The organism is Bradyrhizobium pachyrhizi, from assembly GCF_001189245.1.
GTDB classification, from domain to species: domain Bacteria; phylum Pseudomonadota; class Alphaproteobacteria; order Rhizobiales; family Xanthobacteraceae; genus Bradyrhizobium; species Bradyrhizobium pachyrhizi.
The window spans coordinates 104,657-126,000 of sequence record NZ_LFIQ01000024.1 but is presented as its reverse complement, the minus strand read 5'-3'; the positions used below and the strand labels follow the sequence as shown (position 1 = coordinate 126,000).

The following is a 21,344-nucleotide window of genomic DNA, read 5'->3' as shown; positions in this document are numbered from 1 at the left end:
CGGCAGCGACACCGTGGAGCGGATCGAGACCAAGAATGCGTTCGTCGCGAGGGAGCTCGCGGAATGGCGGACGGTGGCGACGTCGACGGATTTTACGGAGGAAGCCTGATCCGTCGTTGCCGGGCTTGACCCGGCAATCCATCGAAAGAAACGCTTTCGCTCGATGGATGCGCGGGTCGAGCCCGCGCATGACGAGCGGAAATCGCGGCAAAGGCACGGGCTAGAGAAAAGGGCCCGGTTCTGGAGGGGCCAGAACCGGGCCAGTCAGTCAAACCGCAAGCGAGGACATCGCGGCCGAGCGGGAAGTGGCGGCAAGCCGCCAGCTGGCACAGGGAATGTCTTGCGGTTCGACGTGGATCTCTTTCACGAAGCGCACCAGCTTCCAGTCGCCGGGGCTCTGGCTGAAGGCGTAGCCCAACTTCCGGGCGAGGCCGATCATCGTCGCATTGGAACGCAGTGTGTCGCCGAAGATGCGCGCGGCTCCGAAGGACGCCGCGCGGCATTCGAGATTCCTGAGCAGCGCCTTGCCGATGCCGTTGCCCTGCCACCGGTCATCGATCGACAGGCCGAACTCGACGCTCGAATTATCGGCATGGAAGGCGTAGCGGGCTTCGCCGACGATGGTCTCAAAGCCATCGACCAGCATCGTCGCGACCACCGTGAACCGGTCAGCCTCGCCGACATGGATGAAACGCTCGAGCTCCGTCTTCGGCAGCTCGCTCAACGCGCCCAGGAAGCGGTTGTAACGGGATCCCGCGGAGAGCGAGCGGATGTAGCTCTGCAGCTCCTCGCGGTCGCGCGGCTCGACGAAGCGCACCTTGACCTCGCTGCCGTTCTTGGCGCGCAGCACGTCAGAGTATTGCTTGAGATCGTCGAGATGCAGCGCAACCATGACACGCTCCTCGGGTGAAGAAATTGGGCTGGCGTCCCTCGATCGAGGCGACGCCAGCGGTGGCGTCCTTCTCAGGCCCGCCAGAACGGCTTCTCGGTTTCGAACACGATGTCGCTGCGGGACATGCCGATGTCGTGCAGGTCGCGCTCGGTCCACTGCGACAACTCGCGGCGGCGTTCGTAGCGCTCCCACCAGACGTGAAGGGTCTCGCCGACCTGGTTCAGCAGGCCCGATGCGTGATGATTTTGGGTATGATTATTTGTCATCGATTCATGCGTGAAAATGGACATCTGCGGCTCCTATCGGTAACCTGTTGGCGCTAATATCGGAGCTATTCAGCCCGCTCACAAACGACACTTTGTACCGTTTCGCATGAATTAAAGTCATGTATTTGGAGACACTCCAGGAATGACCAGCCGCCTGCCTTCGCTGAATGGCCTGAGGGCGTTCGAGGCCGCCGCGCGGCATATGAGCTTCACGCTGGCGGCTTCCGAACTGAACGTGACGCAGACCGCGATCAGCCATCAGATCCGGCGGCTGGAGGAGGAACTCGGCGTCCGCCTGTTCGTCCGCCAGAACCGCTCGCTGAGCCTGACGCCGGAGGCTGCCGAATACCTTCCCGGCGTCCGGGCCGCCTTCAACGACCTCAGGCTCGCCACCGATCGCCTGCTGCGCAGGGACGACGATCACGTGCTGACGGTCTCGACGCTGGCATCGCTTGCCGCCAAATGGCTACTGCCGCGGCTGTCGGCCTTCCAGGAGGCGCATTCCGGCATCGACGTTCGCATCACTACCTCGACCAGCCTGGTCGACTTCCAGCGCGACAAGGTCGATGCGGCGATCCGCTATGGCCGCGGCCAATGGGCGGGCCTGCGTGCAGATTGGTTGATGGCGGATGAGCTGTTTCCGGTGTGCAGTCCGTCGCTGCTGCAGGGAACCAGGCCGCTGAAATGCCCTGAAGACCTCAGGGATCACACGCTCCTGCACACCAGCAACGCCAACAGCGACGACTGGCGGCTGTGGCTGACTGCGGCGGGGCTGCCGACCGATATTTCCAAGCAGCCCGGCGTCACCTTCGACCTGCTGTTCGTGACGATCCAGGCCGCGATCGACGGCATCGGCATCGCGATGGGCCGCACCTCCTATGTGCAGGACGACATCGCCAAGGGTCGCCTCGTGGTTCCCTTCAAGATCGCGCTGCCGGCCGACGCCGGCTTCTACCTGGTTTCGCCGCAGGGACGCGCCGATACGCCAAAGCTCTCCGCGTTCCGAAGCTGGCTCGGCACAACGGCGCACGCCGCGCCCTGATGCGGCGCACGCGACGGCCGGGGCTTCGGTCCTACCAGAGTCGAAGCGCTAGATCGTTGTTTTGACGAGGTTTCTTCGCGCGAACCGGTATCCCCTTCGCTCGAAAGGCTCGCTGCGATTTCCATCTACGGCTTTTTTCCCATAGCCCCCCGCGCGATTCCGGGTTGGTCGAGCCGGACAGCCGTGCCAAATTGCCGCACATGGCAGTTAACTGCTTTGGCCGGCGAGACAATTTGCGCCGGCCGTTTTTGTCACGGGGAGGAAAGGGCGTTATGTCGCAGTCGAGTTCATCGCAAGTCCCGCAGATCAAATCGCGTCTTGGCGCCATCCTGCGCGCGACCAGCGGCAATTTCCTCGAGCAGTTCGACTTCTTCCTGTTCGGCTTCTATGCCCAGGCGATTGCGAAGGCCTTCTTCCCCTCCGAGAACGAGACCGCCGCCTTGCTCAACGCGTTCGGCGTGTTCTGGCTCGGCGCCCTGATGCGCCCGGTCGGCGCCGTCGTGCTCGGCGCCTATATCGACCGCATCGGCCGCCGCAAGGGCCTGATCGTGACGCTGTCGATCATGGCTATCGGCACCGTGGTGATCGCGCTCTGCCCGAGCTATGCGACGATCGGTATTGCGGCGCCGATCATCGTGCTGATCGCGCGCCTGCTCCAAGGCTTCTCCGCCGGCGTCGAGCTCGGCGGCGTCTCGGTCTATCTCGCGGAGATCGCCACGCCCGGCAATCGCGGCTTCTACACCTCGTTCCAGTCGGCGAGCCAGCAGGTCGCGATCTTCGTCGCCTCGATCCTCGGCTTCGTCCTCAGCGAGAGCATGCCGGCCGCAACCGTTGCCTCCTGGGGCTGGCGCATCCCGTTCTTCGTCGGCTGCCTGATCATCCCGGTGATCTTCTTCCTGCGCCGGACGCTGGAGGAGACCCCGGCGTTCCTGGCGATGAAGAAGCATCCGACCGCAAGCGAGGTGTTCGCCTCGGCGATCGCGAACTGGCGCATCGTCGTGCTCGGCATGATGATCGCGGTGCTGACCACCACCACCTTCTACTTCGTCACCGTCTACACGCCGACCTTCGGCAAGACCGTGCTGAAGCTCTCGACCCAGGATGCGCTGCTGGTGACGCTGCTGGTTGCCGTGACCAACTTCATCTGGAATCCGGTCGGCGGCGCGGTGTCCGACCGGATCGGCCGCAAGCCGGTGCTGCTGGCGATCGCCGGCCTGTCCCTCATCACGGCCTATCCGGCGCTGCACTGGCTGGTGACCAATCCCTCGTTCGGCAAGATGCTGGCGGTCGAGATGATGTTCTCGTTCTATTTCGGCGTCTACAGCGGCACCATGCTGGGCTGCCTGGTCGAGATCGTGCCGGCACATGTCCGCACCACCTGCTTCTCGCTGGCGTTTGCACTTGCGGCCGGGCTGTTCGGCACCTTCACGCCGTTCGCCTCGACCTGGCTGATCCAGCGGACGGGCGACAAGGCTTCGCCTGGCTACTGGCTGATGTGCGCCGCAGCTCTCGGCATCGTCGCCGCGCTGATCGTCTATCGTGGCGGCCAGACCATCGAGCAGCGCGAGACCGTTGCGGCCTGATATTCCACTTCGCGGCCGGGCGGGCTCGCTGGGCATGACTTCTCCGGAAAATCGCGACACGCTTTTCCGGATCATGCTCATGCGCCCGGCCGTGTTGCTTTCCATGCCAACAACGATAACAAGAGCGCATGGTTGATCTGACGCGCAGGTTCGACGTGCTGGTGATCGGCGGCGGCAACGCCGCACTCTGCGCTGCGATCAGCGCACGGCGCGCCGGCGCCTCCGTCCTGGTGCTGGAAGGCGCCCCGAAATTCTATCGCGGCGGCAACACCCGCCACACCCGCAACATGCGCTGCGCCCATGACGCGGCGACCGAGATCCTCACCGGTCCTTACACCGAGGAGGAATTCTGGAAGGATTTGCTGCTGGTGACCGGCGGCCAGACCGACGAGGAACTGGCCCGCTTCATGATCCACGAGTCCAAGGACATCCTGAACTGGATCGTCGAGCAGGGCGTGCGCTGGCAGCCGTCGCTCGGCGGCACGCTGAGCCTTGGCCGCACCAACTCGTTCTTCCTCGGCGGCGGCCGCGCGATGCTGAACGCGCTCTATCGCACCGCCGAGGAACTCGGCGTCGACATCCTCTACGATGCCGAGGTCATCGATCTCACGGTCGAGGACGGCATGTTCCTTTCGGCGCAGCTGAAGCAGCCGGTCGGCGGCAAGACCGAGGTCCGCGCCTCGACCCTGGTTGCGGCCGCCGGCGGCTTCGAGGCCAACATCGAATGGCTGAAGGAGTCCTGGGGCGATGCGGCCGCCAATTTCCTGATCCGCGGCACGCCCTATAATCGCGGTACGATCCTCAAGATGCTGCTCGCGAAGGGCGTGCGGGAGATCGGCGATCCGACGCAATGCCATGCGGTGGCGATCGACGCCCGCGCGCCGAAATTCGACGGCGGCATCATCACGCGCCACGATTCGGTCGTGTTCGGCATCGTCGTCAACAAGCATGCCGAACGCTTCTACGACGAGGGCGAGGATATCTGGCCCAAGCGCTATGCGATCTGGGGCCGGCTGGTCGCCGCGCAGCCGGACCAGATCGCCTACATCATCTTCGACTCGACCGTGGTGACAAGCTTCATGCCGACGCTGTTTCCGCCGATCGCGGGCGCGACGATTGCCGAACTCGCCGGCAAGCTCGAGCTCGACGCCGCCGCGCTGGAAAAGACCATCACCGAGTTCAACGCCGCGGTGCAGCCCGGCACCTTCGACCACACCATCCTCGACGACTGCGCTACCGAAGGCATCACGCCGCCGAAGACGCATTGGGCGCGCCGGATCGACACGCCGCCCTATCTCGCCTATCCGGTGCGGCCCGGCATCACCTTCACCTATCTCGGCACCCGCGTGAACAGGGAGGCGCGGATACTGATGAAGGACGGCAAGCCGTCGGCCAACATGTTCGCCGCCGGCGAAATCATGGCCGGCAACGTGCTCGGCAAGGGCTATGCCGCCGGCATCGGCATGACCATCGGCAGCGTGTTCGGTCGCGTCGCCGGCCGAGAAGCAGCCAAGAATGCCCGGAACTGAAGGCGGGACTGACGCGATGCACGGGACGAGGATCTTGCAGGAAGCCGACCGTCTGATGACGGTGTGCAATTCCTGCCGCTATTGCGAGGGCCTGTGCGCGGTGTTTCCCGCGATGGAGATGCGTCGCGCCTTCTCCGACGGCGATCTCAACTACCTCGCCAACCTCTGCCATAGCTGCGGCGCCTGCTACGCCGACTGCCAGTTCTCGCCGCCGCACGAATTCAACGTCAATGTACCGAAGACACTGGCGGTCGCGCGCGCCGAATCCTATGCCGCCTATGCCTGGCCGCGCGCCTTTGCCGGCGCATTCGCGCGCAACGGCCTCGTCATCAGCCTGATCGCAGCGCTCAGCGTCGCCGCCTTCATCTTCGGCTTCGCCGCGGTCAATGATCGCGGCGTGCTCACCGGCATCCACACCGGTCCCGGCGCGTTCTACAAACTGATGCCGCACAATGCGATGGCGCTGCTGTTCGGCTTGGCCCTGCTCTACGCGATCCTGGCGCTGGTGATGGGCGTGCGGGCGTTCTGGCGCGACATCGGCAAGCCGGTCGGCATGACGACGGATGCGAAGGCGCTGTTGCAGGCGGTCCGCGACGCCGGCGAGCTGCGCTATCTCGACGGCGGCGGTGTCGGCTGCTTCAACGAGGACGACCAGCCGACCGACCGCCGCAAGCTGTATCACCACTTCACCTTCTATGGCTTCGCGCTGTGCTTCGCTGCGACCTGCGTCGGCACGCTGTATCACTACCTCCTGGCGCGCGAGGCGCCCTATGCGTGGTGGGACCTGCCCGTCGTGCTCGGCACGCTCGGCGGCATCGGGCTCGTGGTCGGCCCGCTCGGCCTGCTCGGCGAGAAATGGAAGCGCGACCGCGTGCTGGTCGACGAGCAGCGTATGGGCATGGACACCGCGTTCATCCTGATGCTGTTCCTGACCAGCATCACCGGCCTCGCCTTGCTGCTGTGGCGCGAGACCGCCGCGATGGGTCCGCTGCTTGCGCTGCATCTCGGCGTGGTGTTCGCGCTGTTCATCACCATGCCCTACGGCAAATTCGTGCACGGTATCTACCGCTTCGTCGCGCTGGTGCGCTATGCGCGCGAACGGCAGATGATGGCGGAATGAATGGTGGTGGGTTGGCGGAGCGTAGCCCCGCTTACGAACTCATCCTGCATTGGGCTTTGTCGCCAGGGCACAGAACCACTCATTTGTCTCGACCAGCTGAACCCTCGTGAAGCCGGCTGCTGCCAGCCTTTCCGCGACCCCTTCCTTGGGCTGTCCGGAGTAGCGCGTAAAGCCGAGCGCGATCCTGCCGCTCGGCTTCATGACGCGCCGGACCTCCCGTAGCCCGGCGACGGCGTCCGGCCAGACTTGCATCGAGTTGATCGCCAGCGCCGCGTCGAAGCTGTCCGCATCGAATGGCATGCGTTCCACGGAGCCAAGCCGAAGCTCGACACGACCATCCTCGATCGCGGCCGCGTTCCGGGCGCGAGCTTGCCCGACCATCTCCTGCGACGGATCGATGCCCGCGACGCGTCCCGCCGGCACCAAGGTCGACAGGCGTTGAATGACGACGCCGGGACCAAACCCGACTTCGAGCACGCTGTCATCAGGTCCGACCTCGAGACGATCTGCGACCCACGCGCCGCAATCTGCATTGCTGCGCGCCATGATCATGCCGCCGAGCCTCCCCAGGAGACCCCGAGGACGGCCAAACGCACGCAGGAGGATGCTTTGCATGACGCTCACCGATTGCCATCTCCGGTGAACAGGATTTCGGGACCCTCGCGGCTACAAATCCACCACCACGTAGTCGCTCTCCACCGCGACCTTGATGGTCTCGGCGACATACGGCCCCTTCACCACATTGGTGCCCGGCTCGACGCTGACCGGATAGGCGCGCACGCGGAATCGGCGCGGATCGCAATAGGACTGGCCGGTGCGGATGTCGAACTCCCAGCCGTGCCAGGGGCAGCGCAGAATCTCACCGAGCTTGGTGTATTCGATCTCGCCGGGGTCGGACGATGAGGCGAGCCCGATCAGCGGCCCCTCGCACAGCGCCGCGCCCTGATGCGGGCAGCGGTTCAGCAGGCCGAAGAACTCGCCCTTGACGTTGAAGACGGCGATCGGCCGTCCGTCGATCTCGAGGAATTTTCGCGAACCCGGCGGCAGTTCGTCCACCGGGGCGATCACATGCCGCGCCATCTTATGTGATACCGTACAGCTGCCTGGCGTTGTCGAGATAGAACGCCTGGCGATTGGCGTCGCTGACGCCGGCCGGCAGGACGCGCGACGGCTCGTCGTAATCCCAATGCGGGTAATCGGTCGCGAACAACAGTCTGTCCCAGCCGATCCACTCGATGGTCTGGAACAGATGGTCGCGGCTCTCCGGATCCTCCATCGGCTGCGTCGTCCACCAGATGTGGTCGCGGATATATTCCGAAGGCTTGCGCTTCAGATGCGGCACTTCGGCATGCAGCCGCGAAAACACCTTGTCGAGCCGCCAAGCCAGCGACGGCGCCCAGCCGAAGCCGGCCTCGACCATCACCATCTTCAATTTCGGGAAGCGTTCGAACACGCCCTCGAGCACGAGGCTCGCCAGCGCGGTCTGCTGGCACTGCGAATGCCCGACCATCTCCTCGATATAGTAGCTCGGCCATCCCGACGCGGTGATTGGATTACCGCCGAAGCCGAAGGCGTGCACGCCGATCGGAAGGCCGGCCTCCTGCGCCGCCTCATAGATCGGCCAGTAACGGCGCTGGCCGAGCGGCTCGACATTGCGGCTCAGCAGCAGCACCTGGACGAAATTTGTGTCGCCCGCGCGCTTGCGGATTTCGGCGGCGGCCGACACGCCATCCTCATTGGCGACGACGACCGAGCCTTTCAGCCGGGAATCCTTGCTGGTCCATTTCTCGATCTGCCAATCGTTGATCGCCGTGCAGATCGCGCCGGCGAGATCCTGGTTGCGGATGCCCTGTCCGGTGTTGAGCGGGTTGAGCACGCCGAGCGCGACATTATTGGGATCGAGGTGCTGCTTCTGCATGAAGGACAGCGACGAGCCCTGCGGGCCGCCTTCCGGCGGATAGGCATCGCGGCGCGACGCATTCGGCTGCGCCTTCGGATAGGGCGGGCCTTCCATCATGCCCTGATAGGCATGGACGCCGAAGGTCTCGAGATGCGCATGCCAGCGCTTTTCGAGATAAGGATACAGTTCATCCTTGGTGGCGCGGGCCGGATGGATGTCGCAGTCGGCGATCGCGGTCTTGACGCTGGTCGGCGATGCGGTTTCGGGACGCTCGCGAAGCTGGATGTTCATGGCGTCATCTCCTTCACCTTGAGCCGGCCATAGGTCGCATGCGGATTATCGATCATGATCTTGCACACCAGATCCTGCGACAACCCCCGCGGCAGCACCTCGTCACCATCGAACTGCCAATGCGGATAGTCGGTGGAGAATAGGATCAATTCGTCCGACTGCATATGGTCGAACAGGCGGTTCAGCGTGTCTCCGTCCGGCGGCGCATCGACCGGCTGCAGCGAGAAGCGGATGTTGCTACGCACAATCTCCAGCGGCGCGCGGTCGACCCACGGGGTCTCCATGCGCACGCCGCGCCAGAACTTGTGCAGCCGCCACAGGAATGGCGGCAGCCAGGTGAAGCCTGACTCCAGCATCACCATTTTCAGATTCGGATGGCGCGCGAACACGCCCTCCACGATCAGGCTGGTGAGCTGGGTCTGGAACGCTTGTGCCTGCGCGACATAATCCTCGATGTGATAGGAGCCCCAGCCGACCGAGGTCGGCGGATTGTGATAGGCGCTGCCGGCATGGATGCCGACCGGCAGGCCGAGCCGTTCCGCCGCGGCGTAGATCGGCCAGTAGTGCCGCTTGCCGAGCGGCATGTCGCCCATCACCAGCATCAGCACCTGCACGAAGCGCCTGTCCTGCGCACAGCGCTCGATCTCGGCGACCGCCTTCTCGATGCTCTGCACCGGGATCACGATCGAGCCGCGCAGGCGCTCGTCCTTGTCGAGCCATTCCTTGACCAGCCAGTCGTTCAGCGCGCGGCAGAACGCATCGGCCATGTCCTCGGAGAACACCATCTGCACGCCATAGAGCGGATTGCAGATGCCGTAGGCCGCGCCGAACCTGTCGAGCGCCTGGCGTTGCATGTCCGCAAGGCTCGAGCCCGGCTTGCCTTGCGCGGGACGCCAGTTCGGCCGCGACGAGATCGGCGAATTGGTGGGATAGGATTGCGAGATCAGGTCGGTCATGCCGCGCGTCGTCACCTGGTCGCGCCAGTAGTCGTTCATGTACGGCAGCAGGCTGGTGAGGTGAGGCACGGCGGGATGCAGATCGCAATCCACGCCGCCCGCAATCGGCGACGTCATGATGTTTCCTCCGCGCACGCTCTCACCACAAGCTTGTCGGGCGGCGCTTGGTTCTTGTCTTGCATTCAATCAGGCCATGCCGCGGCCTGCAACTCGGCAAAAGCCTGCGTGGTGTGCTAGGAAGGCAGAACGCCCCACGGGATTTTCATGGCAGGCAACGAGAAAGAAGGCCGATGAACGCGCTCACATCCATCGCCGAACAGGTCGCCGCAAAACTGATCGCGAACAAGCAGACGATTGCGGTCGCGGAATCCTCAAGCGGCGGACTGATCTCCGCTTCGCTGCTCGCGGTTCCCGGCGCGTCGGCCTACTTCCTCGGCGGCGGCGTGATCTACACCCGCGACGCGCGGCGTGCGCTGATGGACATTCCCGACGACGCCATGCGCGGCATCCGCTCGGCATCGGAACCCTACGCGCAATTGCTGGCGCGGCAGATTCGCGAACGCCTCTCGACCGACTGGGGATTGTCGGAGACTGGTGCCGCCGGCCCGACCGGCAACCGCTACGGCGATGCCGCCGGCCACAGTTGCATGGCGGTCGCAGGCCCCCGCCAGCAGGTGATCACGCTGGAGACCGCGAGCGGCGACCGGCAGGCGAACATGCAGGCATTTGCGAAGGCGGCGCTCGAATTGCTGTTGAAGAATCTGGAGCGGTAATTCCAACAGCGTCGTCCCGGCGAAAGCCGGGACGACGCGGGGCGAGAATCACTGAAGGTGCATAGCCCGGATGAAGCGAAGCGCAATCCGGGATGACTTCATCCGCTGCGCGACTGTTCCAGGATTTCGCTGCGCTTCATCCGGGCTACAAGAGCAGCGCGCGGCTACTTCTCTCGGAACGAGCGCATGAACTGGTCGCTCATCGGCTTCATCAGATAGGACAGCATGGTGCGGTCGCCGGTCTGCACGAAGGCTTCCACCGGCATGCCGGGGATGATCTTCACCTCGCTGCCGAGGCGCGCGACTTCTTCCGGCGGCATCGAGACACGGATGGTGTAATAGCTCTGCCCGGTGCGCTGGTCGGTGGTGACGTCGGCGGAGACGCGGGTGACGACGCCGTTCAGCTCCGGCGTGGTGCGCTGGTTGAAGGCGGAGAGTCGCAGCACGGTCTTCTGTCCGACCTGCAGCTTGTCGATGTCCTGCGGATTGACCTTGGCCTCGACCGACAGATCGTCGGCCTTCGGCACGATCATCATGATGGCATCGCCCGCCGTGATGACGCCACCGACGGTGTGCACGGTCGACTGCAGCACGACGCCGTCCTGCGGCGCGCGGATATCGATGCGGCGAAGCTGGTCCTCGGCGGTGACCTTGCGCTCGACGAACTCGCCGATCTTGTCGTTGGTCTCGCGCAGGTCCTTCGAGACCTCCGCCAGCATGTCCTTGTCGACTTGGATGATCTGCAACTCGGTCTCGGTGATCTTGCCCTTGGCCTGCGCGCGCGAGGCGATGTACTGAGCGCGCTCGCCGGAGAGCCGCGCCGCGTCGCGCTCGAGCGTTGTCAGGCGCGTCAGCTGCACCAGATGCTGCTCATAGAGCTGGCGGACGCCGACCAGCTCCTGCTGCACCAGCGCGATCTCCTTGTCCTTGGCGCTCTCCTGCGCCTGCAGGCCGGAGATCTCCTCGTTGAGCTGGGTAACGCGCTCGCGCAGCTGCGCCTTCTGGCCGGTGCGGCCGTTGACGCGGACCTCGAACAGCTTGGTTTCGCTCGCCATGATGTCGCGAACGTCCGGATCCTTGGCCTGCTCGAGCAGCTGCGGCGGGAAGGCGATCTTGTCGCGGCCCTGCTGCTCGGCCTCGAGCCGGGCCGCGCGCGCATAAAGACCGTTCAGCGTCTTGACCACGATCGCAAGGCTGGCCTTCACGACGGTCTCGTCGAGGCGCACGACGATGTCGCCCGCCTTGACCACGTCGCCATCGCGCACCCGCACCTCGCCGACCACGCCGCCGGTCGGATGCTGCACCTTCTTGACGTTGGATTCGACCACCACCGAGCCCGGCGCGATCAGCGCGCCCGAGATCGGCACCGTTGCGGCCCAGCCGCCGACGCCCCCGCCGAGAACCAGAACCACGGCGAGACCGACGATCAGATGCTTGCGGATCGAGCGATGTGCGTTGCGCGGTTGATCGGTCATGACTTGGCGGCTCCCGCATCCGCGACGATCTTGATCGGCGTCGGCACCGGCGGCGCGGCACGCTGCAGCACCTGCGCGAGCACTGCCTCCTTCGGCCCGAAGGTCTGCATGCGTCCGTCCTTCAGCACCAGCAGATGATCGACGCCCTCGATGCCGATCGGCCGGTGCGCAACCACAATGACAATCGCGCCGCGCTCGCGCGCGCCACGCACCGCACGGGTCAGCGCCTCGTCGCCTTCGCTGTCGAGATTGGAGTTCGGCTCATCCAGCACGATCAGGAACGGATTGCCGTACAGCGCCCGCGCAAGCGCCACCCGCTGCGCCTGGCCGGCGGAGAGCGCAGTGCCCTGTTCGCCGACCTGGGTGTCGTAGCCCTCGCGCATCTTGATGATCATCTCATGCACGCCGGCCTCCTTGGCCGCCGCGATGATACCGTCGGACTTGGCGTCGGGATCGAACCGGCAGATGTTCTGCGCGACCGTACCGGCGAACAGTTCGACGTCCTGCGGCAAATAGCCGACATGACGGCCGAGCTGGTCCGACGACCACTGGTCGAGCGCGGCGCCGTCGAGCCGTACCTTGCCCCGCGCCGGCACCCAGACGCCGACCAGCGCCCGGATCAGCGACGACTTGCCGGAGCCGCTCGGGCCGATCACGCCGACGCCGCTGCCGGCTTCGACGGCGAAGGTGATGTCCTGCACGATGGCGCGCTGGTCGCCCGGCGCGACCATGGTCACGGCCTCGACCGAGAGCTTCTTCTCCGGCGTCTGCAACAGCGTCTGCTCGGGCCGCGCCGGAATCTGCTGCAGCAGACGATTGAGCCGCTGCCAGCTCTGCCGCGCGGCAACGAAGCCCTTCCAATGCGCGATCGCGAGATCGACCGGCGCCAGCGCCCGCGCGCTCAGGATCGAGCCGGCGATGATGATGCCGCCGGTGGCCTCCTGATGGATCACGAGATAGGCGCCGACCGCGAGCACAGCGGACTGCAGCATCATGCGCAGCACCTTGGCGACCGCACCGAGCCCGCCGGTGACGTCGCTCGCACGCTGGTTGCCGGACAGATATTCCTCGTTGGCCTCGTTCCAGCGCCTGTTCATCCGGCCGGCCATGCCCATCGCCACCAGCACCTCGGCGTTGCGGCGGCTGGAGGCGGCAAGATCGTTGCGCCGCGCCGCGAGCGTCATCGCTTCCTTGGCCGGCGTGCGCGACAAGTATTCCGTGATCAGTGTCAACGTCACCAGGATGATCGCGCCGACCAGCGCCGTGACGCCAAGCAGCCAATGGAAGGCAAAGCAGATCACCATGTAGAACGGCAGCCAGGGCAGATCGAAGAACGCGCCGGGACCCATGCTGCCGAGGAAAGAGCGCACATTGTCGAGGTCGCGCAGCGGCTGCAGGCCTTCGCTGCGATTGCCGGCCATCAGCGGCAGCCGCACGACGGTGTCGAACACCCGCGCATTGAGCGCTTCGTCGAGCGAGGTGCCGACGCGGCCGAGGATCCGTCCGCGCAGCAGGTCGAGCACGCCCTGGGCGATGTAGAGGACCGCGGCGATGACCACGAGGCCGACCAGGGTCGGAACGCTGCGGCTCGGCAGCACCCGGTCGTAGACTTGCAGCATGAACATCGAACCTGTCAGGTAGAGCAGGTTGATCATGCAACTGATGAGGCCGACGCCGATAAAGGCGCTGCGGCAAGCGCGCAGCGCCTCAGCCAGTTCGGAACGCCGGACAGCGGGCGCGGCTGCCATAAAAACTGATCTCTGCAAAACAAAAGAGTTACGTGATCACCACGTTGTATAGACGTTTGCGACCACCGTCCATTTTAAGTCGCGTGAACCAAAGCATGGTTCGCGGCCTCATTTTGTGATCGCACCGACAGTTGACGGAATAAATTAGGGTTAACCGGCGGCGGAACCCTGGCCTCGCGCGGGCGCGCTTCCCGGAAGCGGCACGAGAATGACCGACATCGAGACCCGGCCGATCTCGCCATCCACATCGAGCAACACCCCGCTGCCGACGCCGAGCCCGGCCTCCGGGCGCCAGCGCGCATCGGCGCGAACGCCGATCCAGGCGCCCCGCGGTGACCGGAACAGCTGCACCGCGAGGTTCGGATTGGGGTCTGCCACCACGTTCTGGACCGGCCGCGCGATGCCGTGGGTCCAGTCAGCCGGGCCGAGCACCCGCGCCAGCGGACCGGCGCCCGCTATGACGGCGTGATGCAAGCGAAACCAGGCGGTATCGCCGCCGGCACGGGCTTCCATCGCATCCATGAACCAGCTGCGGCCATGGACGGCGTGTGGGCTGCGCAACGGAAATGCCGTGGGATCCACCGGATCGGCTGAGCTCCCGTAAAACCCCGGGACCTCGACGGCACGCTCGCGCGACAGCGTCACGCGCACCGTCGCGCAGGGTTGCTCCTCACCGGCCGGCCAGAGCGTGTTGTCGACGACGCTGACCCGGCCGCCTTCGGTCACCACGGTAACCTGCGTGCGCAGTTCCGTCATTGGTGTCGGCCGCAGGAACCAGGCCGCCGCCGAGATCGCGGTGCCCCAATTGCGCGCGCCGGCCATGGCCTCGACCTCGCCGGTCAGCAGGCTTGCGACCGCCCCGCCCTGAAGGCCTGTGAACGGCCCGGCCGCCAGCGCCGCCGGCTTCCAGTGATGGGGCGTGGCGAGCGGTTCGAAGATGGCCAAGGCGAATGATCCCCTGAGATGAGCAGGATTGAGCGTTCGACCAATCTGATCCAAGAATAGCGGCCATGACAAAAGGCCATTCATCACTTCAGGTGAGCAGGATTCACCCATTGGATGCCCCCGATCCGCGAGTGATCCCACCGCTGCCGGCGCTGCTCGCCTTCGAGCGCGCGGCTACGCAACTCAGCTTCCGGCGCGCCGCGCGAGACCTGTCGCTGAGCCCGTCGGCGATCAGCCACCAGATCCGCGGGCTGGAAGAGCAGTTCGGCACCAAGCTGTTCGTCCGCGGCGCACGTTCGGTGCGATTGACCGACGACGGCGAGCGCTACCTTGCAAAAGTGTCGGCCGCGCTGGCGACGCTGCAGGAGGCGAGCCGTGACATGCTGCGGCAACGCGGCGAGGCCAGCGGCGAGCTCTGGATCAGCTCATTGCCGTTCTTCACCAGCGCCGTGCTGCTGCCGGCGCTGCCGGAGTTCAAGCGGCGCCATCCCCAACTGACGCTGCGGATCGAAGCCACGCACCAATATGCCGATTTCAACGGATCGCGCGTCGATGTCGCGATCCGCTACGGGCGGGAACATGCCACCGGGCTGAAGGTCGAGCCGCTGGTGCAGGTCAAAGGATTGCCGGTCTGCACGCCGGCGCTGGTCAGGGCAGGTCTTCGGACCCCTGCGGACCTGTCGCGCGAGGTGCTGATCCATGTCACGACGCAGCCGCGGGCGTGGCCAGCCTGGCTGAGGGAGGCCGGGCTGCCGAATCTCGCTCCGCGCGGACATCTGTGGCTCGACAGCGTGCCGGCGATGCTGGAGGCCGCCGAACACGGGCTCGGCGTCGCGATTGCGATCGCGCCCCTGATCAAGGCGCGCCCGGGCTTCGGCAAGCGGCTGGTGGCGCCGTTTGCGTTCGAGGCCGCATACAGCGAGACGATCTACCTGGTCTCCCGCACCGAGCAGGCGCGGGACCGCCGCATCGCCGCGGTGCGGCGCTGGATTGCCGACGCGGTCGCACGGGCGAGCTAAAGCATGATCCGGAAAAGTGCGAAGCGGTTTTCCGAAAAGATCATGCTCAAACAAGGAGCTAAAGCGCGACGACGATTCAACCTAATCTCATCGCGCTTTAGACCGTGACGGACGCCGGCTCGGCCAGGATGCACCGTGCCAGGCGGCCGGGAGCGACCTGCACACTCGGCGGCAGGCTCTCGCTGCAACGTTGCTCGGCGAACCTGCAGCGCGGTGCAAAGGAGCAACTGGCCGGCGCATGATCGAGCGAGGGCGGGGTGCCCGGAATGGTTTCCAGCCGCTGGCCGCGCATCGCGCCGTGAATGGTCGAGGCCAGCAGGCCCTTGGCATAGGGATGCACCGGCGAGCGCACGATATCGCGCAAGGCGCCCTGCTCCACGATCTGGCCGGCATACATCACCGCAACGCGGTCGCAGATCTCGATTGCGACACCGATGTCGTGGGTGACGAAGATGACCGACATGCCGAACTCGCGCTGCAACTCGCGCAGCAGCAGCAGGATCTGGATTTGCACGGTGGCATCGAGCGCAGTGGTCGGCTCGTCCGCGAGCAGGATCTTCGGCTTGCAGGCCAGCGCCAGCGCGATCATCGCACGCTGGCGCATGCCGCCCGACATCTCGTGCGGATAGGAGTCCAGCCGTCGCTTCGCGGAGGGGATCCGCACCACCTCGAGCATTTCGAGCGCACGCGCGGTAGCCTCGCGCTCGCTCTTGCCCTCGTGGCGCATCACCGTCTCCGCGATCTGGCGGCCGATGGTGTAGACCGGATCGAGCGCCAGCGCCGGCTCCTGGAAGATCATCGAGACGGTCCGGCCGCGAAATGCGGACAGCGCCTCGTCGTCCATCGCCAGCACCTCTTGTCCCAGCACCTTGACGCTGCCGGAGATCTGCGTGCGTTTCTTCGGCAACAGCCGCATCAACGCGCGCAACGTCACGCTTTTGCCCGAGCCGGACTCGCCGAGCAGCCCCAACACCTCGCCCTCGCCGAGCTGTAGGCTGAGATCGTTCACGGCATGGACCGTGCGATCGCCGGTGAAGCGGATGTTGAGGTTGTTGATCTCGACGAGGTTGGTCATGCGAGCTTGGGTATCCTGGCGTGGAAATCGGTCGCGCGCTGGAACGCGGCGCCGATCCGAAGCAGAACCGCTTCCTCGAACGAGCGGCCGATCAGTTGCATGCCGACCGGCAGACCCGCCTTGGTGAAGCCGGAGGGAATCGAGAGCGACGGCAGGCCGAGATAGTTGACCGGGCGGGTGAACCGCGTCAGGCGCTGCAGCACCGCGTCGGCGCCGGGACCATTGCCGACATCGCTCTCGGCAATCGTGGGTGCCGGCACCGGCGACGACGGCGCAATCACCGCGTCGACGCCGCTGACGGCTGCGTTGTGCGCAGCGAGCGCGGGGCCGCGCCAGCGCATCGCCTCGAGATAGGTGACCGCCGGAATGGTCAGGCCGTTCTGCAGCCGCATCAAGACCTGCGCGCCGTAATCCTGCGGCCGCTCGATCATCCAGCGCTTGTGGAAGGCGGCAGCCTCGACCGCGAGCACCAGTTGCGATGCCGAAGAGAGCTGGCGCTGATCGGGCAGCTCGACCTTGACGATCTCGGCGCCCTCTTTCTTCAAGGTAGCGACGCTCTCGTCCAGGATACGCGCCACCTCGGGATCGAGGTCGTCGACATAGAACGCCGTCGGCACGCCGATCTTCAGGCCCTTCAGCGACTGTTTGGTCGCGGCCATATAGTCCGGCACCGGCTGCGTCGACGCCGTCAGATCCTCGGGGTCGGCGCCGGCCATCAGGCCGAGCAGCAGCGCGCAGTCTTCCGCGGTCTGCGCCAGCGGACCGACGGTATCGAGCGACTGCGACAGCGGCATCGCACCGGCACGGCTGACGCGGCCGACCGTCGTCTTCAGGCCGGTGACGCCGCAGAAATGCGCCGGCATGCGCACCGAACCGCCGGTGTCGGAGCCGAGCGCCGCGAAGGTGAGCCGCGCGGCAACCGCCGAACCCGAGCCCGACGAGGAGCCGCCGGTGATGTGTTCGGTGTTCCAGGGATTGCGCACCGCGCCGTAGTGCACGTTGTGGCCGGTCGGCCCATAGGCAAACTCGACCATCTGCAACGAGCCGAGGCGGACCTGTCCGGCATCCTTCAGCCGCTGCAGGGCGGTCGCGGTCGTCTTCGGTACGAAGTCGCGGCGAATCAGCGAGCCGCAGGTCACGACCTTGCCGGCGTCATAGTACATGTCCTTGTGCGCCAGCGGCACGCCGTGCAGCGCACCGCGACTATTGCCCCTGGCGAGCGCGGTATCGGCCTCCGTGGCGGCGGCCAGCGCCTGCTCGGACTCGATCGCCATATAGGCGTTGAGGCGCGGCTGCCATTCCGCAATGCGATGCAGCACGGCGCGCGTCACCTCATGCGAGGAAACTTTCTTGTCGGCAATCGCCTTGGCGACCGCGGTCAGCGTCATCAGGGCCGGATCAGAGCTCATTTCGACACCTTCTCAGTCTTCTGCGCGATCTGCGCCAGCAGGAAGCTCGCGGGTTCGAGATCGAAGGGCAGCGTGCCGGAGATCGGCGCGAAGCCGTCGAATGCCGGGCCGATCGAATTGGCGATGCGGGTGGCGACTTCGTCGTCGGCAGGCACGTCGGCGACGTGCGCGATCACCTTGACATCCTTGGGAGTAGGTCTGGTCATGCCGCGTTTTCTCCTTTTGCTTTTGCCGGCGCGCGGCTGTGCCCCGAGCCAGGAATGGCCATGTAGCACGCCGCTTGATGGCCCATTGTATCGAGATCGCTGAGTTTTGGCGTGTCGTTTGCGCAGAGCGGCTCCGCAAACGGGCAACGGGTGTGAAACCGGCAGCCCGGCGGCGGATCGATCGGATTGGGCGGATCGCCCGAGATCGGCGGCACCTCGGTGCGCTTGTCGGGATCGGATGACGGCATCGCCGCCAGCAGCGCGCGGGTATAGGGATGCGCCGGTGCATCCCAGACCGCATCAACGGGGCCGAGCTCGACGACCTCGCCGAGATACATCACCAGCACGCGGTCGGAGATGTAGCGGACGACGTTGAGATCGTGGCTGATGAAGAGATAGGTCAGGCCGAATTCACGCTTCAGGTCAGCGAGCAGGTTGAGCACCTGGGCCTCGACCGATTTGTCGAGCGCAGAGACCGCCTCATCGAGGATCACGAGCCGCGGCGACAGCGCGAGCGCACGCGCGATATTGACGCGCTGCCGCTGGCCCCCGGAGACCTCGTGCGGATAGCGGTTGGCGAAAATCTCCGGCCGCAGGCCGACCTTGCCGAGCAGCTCGCGCGCCAGCGTCCGCGCCGTGTCGTCTGCCATACCGTGGACCTTTGGCCCGAACGCGATCGATTCCTCGATGGTGAGGCGCGGGTTGAGCGAGGCGTAGCTGTCCTGGAACACCATCTGCACGCCGCGTCGCAAATCGCGCAGCGAGAGTGACGGACCGACCTGTCGGCCGTCATAGATGATGTCGCCTGCATCGCGTGCCATCAGGTGCATCAACAGCCGCGCCGTGGTCGATTTGCCGCAGCCGGATTCGCCGACGATGCCGACGGTCTCGCCCTTCATGACCGCGAAGGTGACGTCGTCGACGGCGCGCACGGTCTTGCGCGGACTGAAAAGCCCGCCGCGCACCGGAAAATGCTTGGTCAGTCCCTTGACCTGCAGCAGCGGCTGCGCGGCGCCGCCGATGTCGGCGACCGGCTCCAGCATATCGACGGAGAGATTGGCGTCGCTCATGCTCTAATTCCTGATGTCCATGGCGCTGCGCATGCCGTCGCTGAGCAGATTGAAGCAGATCGAGACCGCGAAGATCATCGCGCCCGGCAGTGCCGCGACCCACGGATTGACGTAGATCGCGGTGCGCAGCGTGTTCAGCATCAAGCCCCACTCCGGCTCCGGCGGCTTGGTGCCGAGCCCGAGAAACGACAAACCGGCGGCGAGGATCATCGACACCGAGATCAGGCCGGTGGCGTAGACGAAGATCGGGCCGAGCACATTGCCGAGCATGTGCACGCGCATGATGGTGAAGGGGCCGGCGCCGGACGCGCGCGCCGCCTCGACGAAATCCATGTTGCGGACACCCGTGGTGACGCTTTCGGCGACGCGGGTGATCTGCGGCACGAACACGATGGTCAGCGACACGATCGAATTGGTGATGCCGGCGCCGAGCGCGCCCGAGATCGCGATCGCCAGCAGCACCGAAGGAAAGGCATAAAACACGTCGACGGTGCGCATGATCGCGGTGTTGAGCTTGCCGCCGACATAGCCGGCGACGAGGCCGAGCGAGGTGCCGATCACGAAGGCGAAGATCACCGGCAGGATGCCGATGACCAGCGACAGCCGTCCGCCATAGATCAGCCGCGCCAGCATGTCGCGGCCGAGCTCGTCGGTGCCGAGCGGATAGCCCGGCGTGCCGATATGGCGGAGACGGCGGATCATCGAGCCCTGATAGGGATCGGCGAGATGCAGCCATGGCGCCAGCAGCGCCGAAGCAAAGATCAGCACCAGGATGATGGCGCAGGCCATGCTGACCTTGTCGCGCCTGATGCGGCGGCCAACCGTCGCCCAATAGCCGCGCGCCTTGGTCGCGGGGACGGCTTGCAATGCGGTATCTGACATCGCACTCATGCGCTCGCTCCTTGTTGGAGCATGATCTCCGCGCAAACGCGATCCGCGTTTGCCGCGAGGGAAAATCGGTTCCCACTTTTCCGGATCATGCTCTAACTCCGCTTGATGCGCGGATCGATCGCGGCCTGCGCGATGTCGACCAGGAGATTGAGCAGTACGAAGAACAGCGCCAGCACCAGGATCGTGCCCTGCAGCAGCGGCAGATCGCGCTGGAAGATCGCCGAGTTCAACAGCAGGCCCGAACCCGGCCAGGAGAACACGGTCTCGATCAGGATCGAGCCGCCCAGCATGTAGCCGAGCTGCAGACCCATCACCGCGAGCGCTGTCGGCGCCGCGTTCTTGATGACGTGGCGGAACACCTCGGTCTCGCGCAGGCCTTTTGCGCGCAACGCCTCGACAAAGTCCTGGCTCAAGATGTCGCCGGTCAGCGCGCGCACCGTGCGGGTGACGATGCCCATCGGGATCACCGAGGTTGTGATCGCCGGCAGCACCAGATAGCGCAGATGCTCCCAGTCCCACGCCCAGGCGCCGGAGCCGCCTGGCCCGGCACCGACCGCGGGCAGCCAGTTGAGCTGCACCGAGAAGATGATGACCAGCACCATGCCGAGCCAATAATGCGGCAGCGACACGCCGGCTATCGCAACCGAGGTCGCGACCTTGTCGACCCAGGTGTCGCGGAAATAGCCGGCAATCAGGCCGAACAGCAGGCCGAGCGTAAAGCCGATCATCGCGGCCGCGATCGCCAGCATCACGGTGTTGCCGACGGCGCGCATCACCTCGGTCAGGACGGGCCGCCCGGTCGCGATCGAATTGCCGAGATCGCCATGGATCGCACGCCACAGCCACAGACCGAATTGCACCGGCAGCGGGCGATCGAAGCCGTAGGCCGTGCGCAATTGGGCGGCGAGCTCCTGCGAGGCATCGGCCGGCAGCACCGCGACCAGGGGGTCGCCGGGCGTGATGTGCACCAAGAGGAAGCACACCAGCGCCACGCTGAGCACGATCGGAATGACGTAGACGATCCGTCTGGACGTATAGGCGAACACGTTGCGTTCTTTCTTCCTTCTCCCCTTGTGGGAGAAGGTGGCGCGCCGAGCGCGCCGGATGAGGGTTTTCGATCCGCGGATACAATCATTTCATCTCAGGGAGGCAGT

Annotated in this window: 21 protein-coding genes and 1 pseudogene; 7 read left to right on the top strand and 15 right to left on the bottom strand. The window is 65.5% G+C overall.

What is annotated here, in order from left to right; all coding sequences use genetic code 11:
• Window positions 1-109 (top strand): annotated as a pseudogene (locus AKL29_RS44120) (short-chain dehydrogenase/reductase); the annotation flags it as partial.
• A gap of 159 nt (window positions 110-268) precedes the next feature.
• Here AKL29_RS44120 and AKL29_RS01400 read toward each other — a convergent pair.
• Both AKL29_RS01400 and AKL29_RS01395 read right to left on the bottom strand, forming a co-directional pair.
• A complete protein-coding gene (locus tag AKL29_RS01400; RefSeq protein WP_050382546.1) occupies window positions 269-892 on the bottom strand; it encodes a GNAT family N-acetyltransferase in 624 nt (207 codons plus the stop codon).
• A gap of 71 nt (window positions 893-963) precedes the next feature.
• Window positions 964-1,182, bottom strand: a complete 219-nt coding sequence (locus AKL29_RS01395) for a DUF1127 domain-containing protein (RefSeq protein ID WP_050382544.1) — start codon at window positions 1,180-1,182, stop codon at window positions 964-966.
• 118 nt (window positions 1,183-1,300) lie between these two features.
• Here AKL29_RS01395 and AKL29_RS01390 point away from each other — a divergent pair, with 118 nt between their 5' ends.
• The 4 genes from AKL29_RS01390 (at window position 1,301) to tcuB (ending at window position 6,432) form a co-directional block, all read left to right on the top strand.
• Window positions 1,301-2,200 carry a transcriptional regulator GcvA gene (locus AKL29_RS01390; protein WP_028336584.1) on the top strand — a complete coding sequence of 300 codons (900 nt, stop codon included), beginning with the start codon at window positions 1,301-1,303 and terminating at the stop codon, window positions 2,198-2,200.
• A 272-nt stretch (window positions 2,201-2,472) separates the two neighbouring features.
• The gene (gene tcuC, locus AKL29_RS01385; protein WP_028336585.1) at window positions 2,473-3,783 is read left to right on the top strand and encodes an MFS transporter; all 1,311 of its coding nucleotides are present in this window, start codon (window positions 2,473-2,475) and stop codon (window positions 3,781-3,783) included.
• Between the two features lie 128 nt (window positions 3,784-3,911).
• Window positions 3,912-5,312, top strand: a complete 1,401-nt coding sequence (tcuA, locus tag AKL29_RS01380) for an FAD-dependent tricarballylate dehydrogenase TcuA (protein WP_193395180.1) — start codon at window positions 3,912-3,914, stop codon at window positions 5,310-5,312.
• Window positions 5,313-5,328: 16 nt separating this feature from the next.
• Window positions 5,329-6,432 carry a tricarballylate utilization 4Fe-4S protein TcuB gene (gene tcuB / locus AKL29_RS01375; RefSeq protein WP_050382542.1) on the top strand — a complete coding sequence of 368 codons (1,104 nt, stop codon included), beginning with the start codon at window positions 5,329-5,331 and terminating at the stop codon, window positions 6,430-6,432.
• A 39-nt stretch (window positions 6,433-6,471) separates the two neighbouring features.
• Here tcuB and AKL29_RS01370 read toward each other — a convergent pair whose 3' ends face one another.
• The 4 genes from AKL29_RS01370 to AKL29_RS01355 form a co-directional block, all read right to left on the bottom strand.
• Window positions 6,472-6,984, bottom strand: a complete 513-nt coding sequence (locus tag AKL29_RS01370) for a class I SAM-dependent methyltransferase (protein WP_050382540.1) — start codon at window positions 6,982-6,984, stop codon at window positions 6,472-6,474.
• Between the two features lie 114 nt (window positions 6,985-7,098).
• Complete coding sequence (locus AKL29_RS01365; protein WP_016846808.1) at window positions 7,099-7,512, bottom strand: Rieske (2Fe-2S) protein; 414 nt, start codon at window positions 7,510-7,512, stop codon at window positions 7,099-7,101.
• A 1-nt stretch (window position 7,513) separates the two neighbouring features.
• Complete coding sequence (locus tag AKL29_RS01360; RefSeq protein WP_050382539.1) at window positions 7,514-8,623, bottom strand: amidohydrolase family protein; 1,110 nt, start codon at window positions 8,621-8,623, stop codon at window positions 7,514-7,516.
• The gene (locus AKL29_RS01355) at window positions 8,620-9,696 is read right to left on the bottom strand and encodes an amidohydrolase family protein (RefSeq protein WP_050382537.1); all 1,077 of its coding nucleotides are present in this window, start codon (window positions 9,694-9,696) and stop codon (window positions 8,620-8,622) included. Before AKL29_RS01355 ends, AKL29_RS01360 begins: the two co-directional genes overlap by 4 nt.
• A 173-nt stretch (window positions 9,697-9,869) precedes the next feature.
• Between AKL29_RS01355 and AKL29_RS01350 the strand changes: the two genes are divergently transcribed.
• Window positions 9,870-10,352: a CinA family protein gene (locus AKL29_RS01350; protein ID WP_028336591.1), complete on the top strand. Its 483-nt coding sequence runs from the start codon at window positions 9,870-9,872 to the stop codon at window positions 10,350-10,352.
• 164 nt (window positions 10,353-10,516) lie between these two features.
• Here the strand turns inward: AKL29_RS01350 and AKL29_RS01345 are convergent, their stop codons facing one another.
• The 3 genes from AKL29_RS01345 to AKL29_RS01335 all read right to left on the bottom strand — a co-directional run bounded on the left by AKL29_RS01345 (window position 10,517) and on the right by AKL29_RS01335 (window position 14,520).
• On the bottom strand, window positions 10,517-11,827 hold the full coding sequence (locus AKL29_RS01345; protein WP_028336592.1) for an HlyD family type I secretion periplasmic adaptor subunit: 1,311 nt from the start codon (window positions 11,825-11,827) through the stop codon (window positions 10,517-10,519).
• Window positions 11,824-13,575, bottom strand: coding sequence for a type I secretion system permease/ATPase (locus AKL29_RS01340; RefSeq protein WP_050382532.1), 1,752 nt, complete (start codon window positions 13,573-13,575; stop codon window positions 11,824-11,826). Before AKL29_RS01340 ends, AKL29_RS01345 begins: the two co-directional genes overlap by 4 nt.
• Before the next feature lie 150 nt (window positions 13,576-13,725).
• Window positions 13,726-14,520: an acyl-CoA thioesterase domain-containing protein gene (locus AKL29_RS01335; protein WP_050382531.1), complete on the bottom strand. Its 795-nt coding sequence runs from the start codon at window positions 14,518-14,520 to the stop codon at window positions 13,726-13,728.
• A gap of 131 nt (window positions 14,521-14,651) precedes the next feature.
• Here AKL29_RS01335 and AKL29_RS01330 point away from each other — a divergent pair, with 131 nt between their 5' ends.
• On the top strand, window positions 14,652-15,539 hold the full coding sequence (locus tag AKL29_RS01330) for a LysR substrate-binding domain-containing protein (protein ID WP_244481666.1): 888 nt from the start codon (window positions 14,652-14,654) through the stop codon (window positions 15,537-15,539).
• A 97-nt stretch (window positions 15,540-15,636) separates the two neighbouring features.
• Here the strand turns inward: AKL29_RS01330 and AKL29_RS01325 are convergent, their stop codons facing one another.
• From AKL29_RS01325 to AKL29_RS01300, 6 genes are all read right to left on the bottom strand, one after another.
• Complete coding sequence (locus AKL29_RS01325; RefSeq protein ID WP_050382528.1) at window positions 15,637-16,614, bottom strand: ABC transporter ATP-binding protein; 978 nt, start codon at window positions 16,612-16,614, stop codon at window positions 15,637-15,639.
• Window positions 16,611-18,023: an Asp-tRNA(Asn)/Glu-tRNA(Gln) amidotransferase GatCAB subunit A gene (locus AKL29_RS01320; RefSeq protein WP_028336597.1), complete on the bottom strand. Its 1,413-nt coding sequence runs from the start codon at window positions 18,021-18,023 to the stop codon at window positions 16,611-16,613. The genes AKL29_RS01325 and AKL29_RS01320 overlap by 4 nt, the downstream gene beginning before the upstream one ends.
• Window positions 18,020-18,229, bottom strand: coding sequence for a hypothetical protein (locus AKL29_RS01315; RefSeq protein ID WP_028336598.1), 210 nt, complete (start codon window positions 18,227-18,229; stop codon window positions 18,020-18,022). The genes AKL29_RS01320 and AKL29_RS01315 overlap by 4 nt, the downstream gene beginning before the upstream one ends.
• A complete protein-coding gene (locus AKL29_RS01310; RefSeq protein WP_028336599.1) occupies window positions 18,226-19,299 on the bottom strand; it encodes an ABC transporter ATP-binding protein in 1,074 nt (357 codons plus the stop codon). The genes AKL29_RS01315 and AKL29_RS01310 overlap by 4 nt, the downstream gene beginning before the upstream one ends.
• Window positions 19,300-19,302: 3 nt before the next feature.
• The gene (locus tag AKL29_RS01305) at window positions 19,303-20,190 is read right to left on the bottom strand and encodes an ABC transporter permease (RefSeq protein ID WP_050382526.1); all 888 of its coding nucleotides are present in this window, start codon (window positions 20,188-20,190) and stop codon (window positions 19,303-19,305) included.
• 92 nt (window positions 20,191-20,282) lie between these two features.
• Window positions 20,283-21,236, bottom strand: a complete 954-nt coding sequence (locus AKL29_RS01300) for an ABC transporter permease (protein WP_050382524.1) — start codon at window positions 21,234-21,236, stop codon at window positions 20,283-20,285.
• Between the last annotated feature and the right edge of the window lie 108 nt (window positions 21,237-21,344).